Annotated in this window: 8 protein-coding genes; 6 read left to right on the top strand and 2 right to left on the bottom strand. The window is 46.0% G+C overall.

The features are described from left to right. Positions 1 to 28: 28 nt before the first annotated feature. On the bottom strand, positions 29 to 781 hold the full coding sequence (locus tag ABD892_RS13580; protein ID WP_345196324.1) for a hypothetical protein: 753 nt from the start codon (positions 779 to 781) through the stop codon (positions 29 to 31). 286 nt (positions 782 to 1067) lie between these two features. On the opposite strand from ABD892_RS13580, the gene ABD892_RS13575 reads away from it, so the two are divergent. Then, positions 1068 to 2606 carry an aldehyde dehydrogenase family protein gene (locus tag ABD892_RS13575; protein WP_345196323.1) on the top strand — a complete coding sequence of 513 codons (1539 nt, stop codon included), beginning with the start codon at positions 1068 to 1070 and terminating at the stop codon, positions 2604 to 2606. Between the two features lie 569 nt (positions 2607 to 3175). Beyond that, positions 3176 to 4720: a hypothetical protein gene (locus ABD892_RS13570; protein ID WP_345196322.1), complete on the top strand. Its 1545-nt coding sequence runs from the start codon at positions 3176 to 3178 to the stop codon at positions 4718 to 4720. 157 nt (positions 4721 to 4877) lie between these two features. Here ABD892_RS13570 and ABD892_RS13565 read toward each other — a convergent pair whose 3' ends face one another. Next, positions 4878 to 6644: a trans-sulfuration enzyme family protein gene (locus tag ABD892_RS13565; protein ID WP_345196321.1), complete on the bottom strand. Its 1767-nt coding sequence runs from the start codon at positions 6642 to 6644 to the stop codon at positions 4878 to 4880. A 246-nt stretch (positions 6645 to 6890) separates the two neighbouring features. Between ABD892_RS13565 and ABD892_RS13560 the strand changes: the two genes are divergently transcribed. The 4 genes from ABD892_RS13560 (at position 6891) to ABD892_RS13545 (ending at position 10537) form a co-directional block, all read left to right on the top strand. Beyond that, positions 6891 to 7769, top strand: coding sequence for an MIP/aquaporin family protein (locus ABD892_RS13560; protein WP_345196319.1), 879 nt, complete (start codon positions 6891 to 6893; stop codon positions 7767 to 7769). Between the two features lie 161 nt (positions 7770 to 7930). Next, entirely contained in the window at positions 7931 to 8761 is an 831-nt protein-coding gene (gene pssA, locus ABD892_RS13555; RefSeq protein ID WP_345196317.1) for a CDP-diacylglycerol--serine O-phosphatidyltransferase, read from the top strand. Between the two features lie 88 nt (positions 8762 to 8849). Then, positions 8850 to 9905, top strand: a complete 1056-nt coding sequence (gene msrP / locus ABD892_RS13550; RefSeq protein ID WP_345196316.1) for a protein-methionine-sulfoxide reductase catalytic subunit MsrP — start codon at positions 8850 to 8852, stop codon at positions 9903 to 9905. Next, entirely contained in the window at positions 9905 to 10537 is a 633-nt protein-coding gene (locus ABD892_RS13545) for a protein-methionine-sulfoxide reductase heme-binding subunit MsrQ (RefSeq protein WP_345196315.1), read from the top strand. The genes msrP and ABD892_RS13545 overlap by 1 nt, the downstream gene beginning before the upstream one ends. Positions 10538 to 10634: the final 97 nt, after the last annotated feature.

Here is a 10634-nt window from a genome sequence, read left to right as displayed (position 1 = left end):
GGCTTAATCCCGACAGATCTTCAGCTGATCAACTTAAGAAAGCGGCTTGAGTTGGGGCGACAACTATGTTGACAAACACCGTGGGTGCTTTTATTGGATTGTAACACCACAAAAGTTCAGTGTTTTGAAGGAGGGGTTTTTCTGCAATAACTTCAAAGTTGATCGCTAGTAAAGTATGTGAAAAATGGGCCAGTATTGCTTTTTTTTCGTCTGATGCTTTTGTCGGTGTGGTTTGTTCAGGCATTGACACAAGAGCTGCGCTGGAATTAATGTTTACAAAGCCTTGAGTGAGAAAAGCTTGAATGCCGCAATTAGGACTCACTGAGTCATTGATGAACATAGCTGGGCCGTCCGGTAAGACGCCTATTTCTAAGTTTTCAATAGTAAACCCGCTCCATATTACATCGGAGTCATCTGTTAATAGGAAGCAACAATCATCGTAATAAAGCCACTCCAGATATTTCTTGCTTTTCTCATCACGCATTCGAAATGCAGTAATACCACTGATGTTTCTGAGAATGCATTCACCTTCTTGGAAGACTGCCTGCTGAGGCTTGCAATTACGATCGCTAATAAACAGACCCTGGCCGGCACCTGATGTGCAAAAGATACGGCTTGGGCCTATGCGCAGGCGATTTAATGCGTACAGTTCACCTTCCATGTTGTCAGGCTTAAAAGGTGATGAATCAAGGGGCGTGGCTGAGTGCCTTACTGCGAGCTGATTAACAGTTTTTGTCGATGTAAAAGCTGATCGACTGGTGGTGGCTATACCTGTGTCCATACATGTTGTCCATGAAATTTATCTGCCCACTAGACAGACTTGGCCAAACTGAAAAAGTTCCCTTGAAACGTCCACTTGTGTCGATATGCTGTCTGACAACCTATCCGATAAGGCAGTTATTGAGACTCGTAAAAATACTGAACTTTTCACTTAAACTGTGAGCAATAGAGGCATAAGTGGGAGGGAGTGTAAGGGATTCACCAAAGGGTTCAGAGTAAAAATGGAACCATGGTGCACTTATGGGTTAGAGTGGACACACAATAACAAAATTAGGTCAGGTTAGGCTGTGGATGTCATCAATGTTAGCAACCCTGTTACAAGTGCTTGCCTTTATAAAATGCCAAGTGCCTCAGAACAAGAAATAACGTCTGCATTTGTTCATGCCCGTCAGGCAGCAGAAAAGGTACGGCAGACCAGCATCAAAGAGCGTCAGGCAGAAATTCGTAGGCTGATTGATTACCTGATGGCGAACAGGGAGCGTTTGTTGGATCGTATTGTTGAGGAAACGGGACGTTGCCGAACCGATGCGATGATTTCCGATCTTTTCCAGCTAGTGGAAGATTGCCAATGGCTGGTAGATAACGCTCACAAGATACTGGGTGACCAGAAAGTTTCGACACCCATCACATTGCTGGGAAAAAAATCCCGTATTTATCATGAAGCCAGAGGTGTGGTACTGGTGATATCGCCGTGGAATCTGCCACTGGCTATTGCCATGACGGCAGCCATGTTTGCCTTTGCGGCAGGTAATGCCGTGATCATTAAACCCTCCGAGCAAACTCCGATGGCTGATGTATTTAAAGAGATTGTCAGTCTGTCACCGTTATTGTCAGAAGCGCTGACAGTTGTGCAAGGTGGTGGCGAAACGGCACAACAACTAATTGCCCTGCGACCCGATATGATTGCCTTCACCGGCAGCGGACGTACCGGTAAAAAAATCCTGACCCAGGCAGCACCGATGGTAATTCCTGTCGTAATGGAACTGGGCGCCAAAGATGCGATGATTGTCTTTGATGATGCGGATATGGATCGAGCCGTCGCTGCAGCTACGTGGGGCAATATGCACAACAGTGGTCAGAGTTGTACGGCGACAGAACGTTTGTTTGTGAATGATTCTATCTATGACACTTTCGTTGAACGTCTGAAAAAGGAACTGGAGGCCAGTACATTAGGGTTGGATGGCAATGCGGATGTTGGGGCGATCACCACCGATTTCCAGGCAGATATCATTGATAGACAACTGGCAGATGCCAAGGAAAAAGGTGCACGTATTCTTTGCGGTGGTCAGCGTCTGGAATCCGGTAGTCGTTTTTTTCAGCCGACACTCGTTGCTGATGTCACTGATGATATGTTGATTGCCAGGGAAGAAACGTTTGGCCCGGTGGTATCTGTCTATCGTTTTACCTCTGAAGAAGAAGTCATTGCCCGACATAATGCCTGTGATTTTGGTTTGAGCACCAGCTTATGGACTCAGGACACAATGCGGGCTGATCGGGTCACCCGGGCATTGGAAACCGGTTGTGTCAACGTTAACAACGTTATGCTCACGGAAGGGAATGTTCATCTGCCGTTCGGCGGTGTGAAGTATTCTGGTTATGGCCGTATGAAAGGTGCTGAAGGATTGCTGGGAATGACACGCTCCAAAGCTGTCTTGATTGATCCGACCCGCGGAAAGCGTGAGCCTAACTGGTATCCCTATTCCAAGGAAAAGCTGGCATTGATGGATCGTCTGCTGGCAACGGTGGTGCGTCCCGCCGGATTACGAAAGCTGGTTTCTCTCGCGGGTGTTGGTTTGGCCATCGAAAAATTAGTAAGACGTAAGTAATAATTTTCTTTTGTCTCTACGTATAACAGTGCCGATTTTTATTCTTTATATGAATATATAGCGGCACGTATTAAAAAACATAGGGGAAAATCTACCTATCTTGAGAATCTAAAGGATGCCATTCAATATGTATCTTGGATACGATTCATGGTCGGCACTTATTTTATCAGCCCTCAGAGAAATTGGTAGAATGAATGGTTCAATATACTCCTATTGGCTCTCGGCAAGAATAGTAGAAATGAAGATGCCTGCCCAAATGAATTTTTATTGTGGTTGATCATGCTAATGTTTTATGAAGTAGATTTTGATCGGTAAAAAGTCAGAGTTAAAATAATAAGGTGAGATGTTTAGGTTAGTGGTATTAACGAGCCTGTTATAGAAATAAACAATAAGTAATATAAAATGTTTTCTGATTAGCACCATTAATTAGCTATCTCGTGAGGCTATCCAGATAAGACTAGTGATAGATAGGGTATAAATATCTTCGCCATGATATCTTAATTTGTATTAGTCGCTTTGTATCGTGAGCCTACTAAGGATGTTCGTAGCATTTGCCTCTGCAGTGGCTGATGAATGGTGATATTAGGGAATGTTTTATTGAAAGTAACAAGAGTAATAATATCATGGATGGGAGCCATTATGGCAACGCGGTTAAACCCTCATTGATTGGGAGGCAATCGCCCGTTCCTTCTACGTCAAGAGCTGTATTGTCGGGGGGAGCATTAATGCAGGGCATGAATGTTCAGCCTTATGGTGTCACTGGAGTAGTGCCTTCAACTTCAGGAATGGGAGCTTGTGGCGGGGGGGAAGGAAAGCTTGTAGCGTCCAGGTTTACCTGTGATTATTGCATCAAGCAGATTGATCACAGTATCGCTGATCATGCTTCGTCATCCAAGACCCGACTGAATCAGGTTCAGAGAGGTATTGCTAAAACTCTGGTGAGTCGATTTCATAAAAATGGTTTTACTATTGATGAATCCATGGTGCTTGCATCTGCAAAAATGACATTGGGTAGCGATGGAAAACTATCCTGTATTTTTTCAAGGGATAAATACCCAAGAGAAGTAGGAATCGATGCCATTCGTCAGCATGAGGTGTCTGATCAAGGACGCAGTTGTATGCATGCTTCTAAAATTCCTTTCAGCTTGTTTTTTTTAGATACGTTTAATAATGACTGTTTTGCGGCTCTTTATGATAGCCACTCTGAAGTCAGTAGTGACCTCATTATTGAAATGGCTGGAAAGGGTATTCTTCATAATGACCATAAGAACAAGTTTGTATGTGTTGTATGTGATCAAGATGTTTCTAACTCTTTTGATCTTCCAGCGATATATAAACACATTAACGATTACCACCAGATTTCACCTGAAGCTCAAGCAATGCAGGTGTCAGAAATTGAAGAGAATTTTCAGTTTGAAACTATAGTTGAGTCTGACACCCTAACAGGGCATGCTTATGCTGTGCTAAGAGAGCCTTTCGCGGCCTGGATAACGGATCTTCGTCTGGGACAAGGTATTGATAAGGATTTAAGTTTTATTATTAAATACTTTGCGGATGAGACAGAAAAATGCACTATTAATGTTGGAGGTCTGGCTTATTTACTATTTTCTCGCAAGAAGTTTTATCTCAAGTCTCATGAGGTTACTGCTGATCAATACCATCAGATGGTGGGATTGGTAGATATAAAAAAACAAGCGGCAGATGAAAATAAGCTATTATACTCTTCATTGGGTGGATCGTGTGATTCATATGTCTCTGAATTGGCAAGTCTGGCATGTATAAGATTTCCTGGGGAGTTGTCTAATACTGAAATGAAAGACCATCCGTGCACTATTTTTTTACTTCATGCAAAGAATGATGATTATACACGAGAACAAAGAGCAGAAGTTATTTATAGAAAATGCTGTGAGTTTATGCAACAAGAACAGGACAAGGACTTACTTCGCAATTTTCTGGTGCGACAGGGTTATGAACTTTACGAGCTACAGGATGATGCGAAGCTACAATGTTGCCTGACTAGCTATATTTGTTCTTTGGTTTCTGTTGGTAAACCTCAGGCCAGTACAGGCTCGCAGTTGAGCTTACAGGCACAGCAAAGTATGGATTGTGACTGATGCTGCTCTAGCCTGAATATTACATGACGTAAAAAAACGATATGTTTTTCCATTGTCTTCCAAGTTTAATGCTTATCAAGAGCGTGACGATGATACGCTTTTATAGAAAGAACGAGTGATCGCGAGAGGATAGATTAACTACCGTCTCGCGATAAATTTACAGGATGCTTTCTATATGCGCTGTATGTGTTTCCAGATAAATTTTTCTTAGCATCTGACTAACGGTATTTGCGTCCATAAACTGTGAAGAAAACCCGGGGAGCACAGGATCAATATGACATTCTGACGCCGCGCGGAAATGCGTGATGAGATCCTGTGGGTTTTCATTACCCATGGCTATCCGGATAGTGGTTGGGGTAATACCGGCATCTTCGAGTGCTTGTTCACTGAGTTCTGAATGTGACGTCAGCGCCGGGCAGAGTAGTAAGGTGTTACTCTGCCCCAGGCTGACCATATGGCTGAAAGCCGGTTCCAGTGCATCAAAGAATCGGGTGAACGCTTCCTTGGGAATATTGGCCTGCTCAAAATCAATACTGAACAGTGGGCTGGGTAATCCCAGGTATTGCTGCTCCTGGCAAAGCGCACGGTTGGGATTGCTGGCAATGGCGTTACTATTCACCTGTATTGCAGGATGAGAAGCGAGGAATTCAGCAAATACCCGAGTATTGATGCATTTACCCAGCATTCGGGACTCCAGAGTCTTCATGCCGTTATAGACATCAATGGCTTTGTCGGCATCCAGAAAGCTACCTTTTATATAGTAGACATCCCAGAACAGACTCTGATCCCAGTTGAGCCCTTCAGCGGTATCGCCCTTGGGGATAAACATTCGGTGATTTTTTCCAATCACTACACCTGCTGTTGTACTGCCACTGCCCGAGATATCTTTTGTGTAACTGTGAATAAGGAAATCCGGTCGTTTATTCGTATCGTTGTGCTGCAGCGGTTTTTGCAGGAATGGGGTTGCCAGTGTGGCGTCCAACATCACGGTATGGTTGTGCTGGTGGACAAGCTGGCAGATGGCGGGAACATCCAGCACGTAACCGTGGGGGTTGCATGGGGATTCAAGGTAGATACTGAGATTTTTCCCATGATTCAGTGCGTCAGCATATTGAGCTCTGGTATCTTCGAGTACCTGTTGGAAATCGTCGTGGGTATAACCGTCGAACCAGACCAGTTCTATTGCCAGTCGATCCGTTCGGGCAAAGTAATCATGCAGTAGCTGGTGGGTGCCACCATAAACATTACGCGAAACGATAAGGATATCGCCATGACGTAGCTGATTACTGAGCAATGCATCAATAGCAGCCATGCCGCTGTTGAAGTTCCAAGCCAGATACTCACCAGCAAGCGGACCAGCCTCAAGGTCAACCACGCTGTTGGCCAGCGCCATTGAGGTCGGGTTCAGCAGGCGGGTATAAATCGGATGAGTGCTCTCTCGACCATGGAATGCATCGTCCACCCATTCAGTACAGGCATATAAATAGGTGGCTGTTCTGACTACGGCAGGCGTCGCAGAGAACAGGGCGCTGACATTGCAAAACAGTGGGTGTTCACCTTTAACCGAGCGGCTTTTATCAGAAAAGGAGAGTGCCTGGTAATCGCCTTTCATGGACGGTTGCAACGTATCAATCAGTTTGGCCAGTTGAAAGCAGAGAAACTTCTTGGCATTGAAATAGCTGATCCGATCATTGTGCGTCAGAGTGTCGAGCAGGCTGAAAGTAGTGCTTAGCAATTCATCAATACTATGACCAGAGCGATAGAGGTTGGCCGTAACGGCCTCAAGTTTTTCCCCCATGGCTGAGGTCGGGTCTATACCAAAATGATGAAGCTGCTCATGGGTTAATTCGTCAATGGAGGCTGCAGAGGAGGTTTTTCGTCGGGGTGAAAGGCGTCGGGCTGATGCCAGCGGATCCATGCTCATGGTTGAATTCCTTCTTTGTCCCTTATCAACTACTTTATCCCTGTAGCTTTGCTTCAGGCAAATCCATATGTGTTACTTCAGTTCTACTTATGAATAGCCCCCTGAAGATTTTTTGACGGGACGATTTTGACGTTCCGTCAAACGATTCATTGGCTGCGGGTATTCATCTTTTTTTCCCTATAGCGTTTTTACGGCTGCACGCTGAAAGACGTTATATCAAGTCGTTTTCAGCTGAGAGCTTCATCAATGACATATTCGAAGGAGTTTGTCGGAGAGTTTATTGGCACATTTATTATCGTCTTTTTGGGTTGCGGCTCAGTCGCGGTAACGGTTCTGTTTTCTGCTCATGTGGGACTTTTTCAGGTGGCGATCATCTGGGGGTTGGCGGTGACGCTTGCTATTTATGCGACCCGCCGACTTTCCTGTGCACATCTTAATCCTGCGGTCAGTATTGCAATGGTTGTCAGTCGAAGGATGCATGCTGCTTTGCTTCCCTGGTATCTTGGCGCGCAGTTTTCTGGTGCACTGGTTGCGGCAATATGTCTGTATTGGTTGTTTTACAGTTCTATCCTCCAGTTTGAGGCAGCCCATGAAATCGTGCGTGGTACCGATGCCTCTGTCGCAAGCGCCATGATATTTGGGGAGTTTTATCCCAATCCCATGGCTGGAAATGTGGCATCGGTATCCACCATCAATGCTTTATTTGCAGAAGGCATAGGAACATTCGGCCTTGTTTTTATGATTCTTGCCTTGACGGAAGGCTGTAATACGGGAAAGCCTGATAAAACGCTGGCTCCCTTTTTTATCGGCCTGACTGTTACAGCCATTATCTCGATCCTCGGACCGCTAACGCAGGCGGGGCTTAACCCTGCAAGAGATCTTTCGCCTCGGTTGCTGAGCATGCTCAGTGGTTGGGGAAAGGCGGCGCTTCCCGACGATCATTTTGGTTTTCTTACTGTCTATGTTCTTGGACCTGTCATTGGTGGTGTTTTGGCGGGGTTGTTGTTTACCGGTGTGGTAGAACCCTTGATGAATAGTGCCGGTGGCCACTATTGTGGTGAGGACAGTCAAAGCGCACTGGATGATCAAGACGAAAACCGGACTCGTCGTCATGAAGTCCCATGACTTGGTCCATTCCTGCGAGCATGTTAAATATCAAATTCAATGCGAATTTTCTGGTGTTCACGAGTGTGTTAACTGCGTGCTTTATTGATCTATATACACAAAGTGGTTTTTTTTCGTGATAGAGTGGCCTTCTCTTTTTGTCAGTATCCGGAAACGCGTAAATGGTTGACCAACCGGAAAAGAAAGACGACTCAGTCGTTGATGCCATGCTGCCAGTAGACGAGCATGTCGAAGAAGTGGCGGAAGACGGACAACAGGTCCGCCGCAAAGGGATTTATCTATTACCCAACCTGTTCACGACAGGCGCACTGTTCTGTGGTTTTTATGCGGTTGTCAGTGCGATGTCCGGCGCGTTCAGCGCTGCGGCCATTGCCATTTTTGTCGCCATGATCCTGGATGGGCTCGACGGTCGTGTCGCCCGCCTGATAAATGCCCAGAGCAAGTTTGGCGCAGAATATGACAGCCTGTCTGATATGGTGTCCTTCGGTGTGGCGCCGGCGCTGGTATCCTTCAGTTGGGCTCTTCAGGATTTGGGCAAATTTGGCTGGATGGTTGCATTTATCTATGCCGCCTGCGCCGCATTGCGACTGGCTCGCTTCAATACCCAGGTTGAAACCGCAGACAAGCGATTCTTTACCGGATTGCCCAGTCCGTCAGCTGCTGCGGTGGTTGCAGGTATGGTTTGGGCCTTCAGTGACTATGGTGTGGATGGTTCCAATATCGCAATTGCCATTTTGGCTGCCCTGATCACTGGCCTGTCCGGCATCATGATGATCAGCAACTTCCGTTATAACAGCTTCAAGCAGCTGGACTTCAAAGGACGTGTCCCTTTCTTCTTTATCCTGGTTGTGGTGCTGTGCTTCGCGGTGGTCTTTACTGATCCGCCCCGTGTATTGCTGTTTATCTTCCTGGCTTATGCCTGCTCTGGTCCCGTTATGTCCATCATGAATATTGGTGGGATTAGCAAGAAGAAGGAAGAGCCTACCCACTAAGGGATTTTGGATTCACTGAATCCAAATTACATAAAAAAGCGTTATTGTTTAAAGCAATAACGCTTTTTTTCGTTAGGGGGCAAGAATAATGCTGATAAAGAAGCCTGAGCCCATTGCCAGCAGCGAGATTACACCCGAGTCGATATACGCTGATCGGCGATCTTTTATCAGGAAAGCAGGGCAGTTCGCTTTGTTAACCATGGGAGGGGGATTTTTGGCGGCCTGTGATGCGTCAGAGTCTTCAGCCCAAAAATCTTCACAACAGCTATCGCCTTCTGACCCTTCAAATTATCAGGGTATTCGAGATTATCAAGCACCTGACTGGCTGCGGGAAAAGGTATCAGGTTATCAATCGTCCGATATCATGACAGACGAAGCGCTGACGCCGTATACCGATGTTGCTCGCTATAACAACTTTTACGAATTCGGAACAGGTAAGGAAGATCCCGCTAAATATGCCGGTGAATTTAAAACTGATCCCTGGTCTGTTGTCATAGAAGGTGAGGTTGAAAAGCCTGGCCGGTACACGCTGGAAGACATTCTCAAACCTTTGACGATGGAGGAGAGAATTTACCGGCTTCGTTGTGTGGAAGCCTGGTCCATGGTGATTCCCTGGGTTGGATTTCCTCTGGGAAAACTGCTGCAGCGATTCAATCCAACTTCCCGGGCCAAGTTTGTTGAGTTCACAACACTGCATGATCCTGTTCAGATGCCCGGTCAAAAATCCGCATTCAGCTATATCCAGTGGCCTTATGTGGAAGGGCTTCGCATGGATGAAGCCATGCATCCGCTGACATTGCTGGCTGTTGGTTTGTACGGAAAAACACTTCCACCGCAGAATGGTGCGCCGTTGCGGCTGGTGGTTCCCTGGAAGTATGGCTTCAAAAGTATCAAGTCGATTGTGAAGATACGGTTGCTTGAAACCCAACCTAAAACCTCTTGGCAGTCTATCGCCCCAAGTGAATATGGATTCTATGCGAATGTGAATCCGGCCGTGGATCATCCTCGCTGGAGTCAGGCAAATGAACGACGTTTGCCAACATCGCTGTTTAACCCAAATCGTATTGCAACTCAGATATTCAATGGTTATGCCGAAGAGGTGGCGCATCTGTATCAGGGCATGGATCTGAAAAGGAGTTTCTGATGACCGTAAGAAGCTTGGTAACTGTCAGTAAGATTCCCGTGTTTCTTTTATGCTTATGGCCGTTAGGCTGGGTGATAACTGCGGCCTATCAAAATACGCTTGGTCCTGACCCAGCCAAAGCGATTGTGCTTTTTTTGGGTGTTTGGGCATTACGTTTTCTGTGCATAACGTTGGCGGTCACACCGCTAAAGCGTCTATTGCAGTTTTCACAATTTCTGCGATTCCGGCGTATGTTGGGTTTGTATGCGCTGTTTTATGCCGTATTACATGTTGCAGCTTATTTCTTCTTCCTGCTAAATCTTGATGTGACCGAGCTTTATCAAGATTTATTCAAACGACCTTATATTCTGGTTGGCGCAATAGCACTGCTTCTGTTGATTGCGTTGGGGGTGACATCCCCTCGTGCGGTTATGAAACGTATGGGTAAAAATTGGCAAAAGCTCCACAGGATGATTTACGTTTCTGTGCTTTTGGTTCTGTTGCACTATTTATGGTTATCCAAAAGTGGATACGGCGAGCCTTTGCTCTATGTGGTCATTGTCGTGGCATTACTTGGCTACCGTTTGGTTCCTCATGTGAAACCCTTAGTTAGAGCATTCGCTTCTAGTCGGGCTGTGGATAAAGACGGTTGACACTGCAAGTCTGATCCCTATAATGCGCCTCCTGTTGCGGTCAGCTTCCCAGCGACCCGGTCGTCAAACGCCGAATTATCCACAGGATGAAACGAGC

Source organism: Kistimonas scapharcae (genome assembly GCF_039540975.1).
Lineage (GTDB): Bacteria > Pseudomonadota > Gammaproteobacteria > Pseudomonadales > Endozoicomonadaceae > Kistimonas > Kistimonas scapharcae.
This window is presented reverse-complemented; position numbering and strand designations above follow the sequence as displayed.

Coding starts and splice junctions, on each gene's coding strand:
- ABD892_RS13580 (WP_345196324.1), bottom strand. CDS start 781: ATGGACACAGGTATAGCCACCACCAGTCGATCAGCTTTTACATCGACA.
- ABD892_RS13570 (WP_345196322.1), top strand. CDS start 3,176: ATGAATGGTGATATTAGGGAATGTTTTATTGAAAGTAACAAGAGTAAT.
- ABD892_RS13565 (WP_345196321.1), bottom strand. CDS start 6,644: ATGAGCATGGATCCGCTGGCATCAGCCCGACGCCTTTCACCCCGACGA.
- ABD892_RS13560 (WP_345196319.1), top strand. CDS start 6,891: ATGACATATTCGAAGGAGTTTGTCGGAGAGTTTATTGGCACATTTATT.
- pssA (WP_345196317.1), top strand. CDS start 7,931: ATGGTTGACCAACCGGAAAAGAAAGACGACTCAGTCGTTGATGCCATG.
- msrP (WP_345196316.1), top strand. CDS start 8,850: ATGCTGATAAAGAAGCCTGAGCCCATTGCCAGCAGCGAGATTACACCC.
- ABD892_RS13545 (WP_345196315.1), top strand. CDS start 9,905: ATGACCGTAAGAAGCTTGGTAACTGTCAGTAAGATTCCCGTGTTTCTT.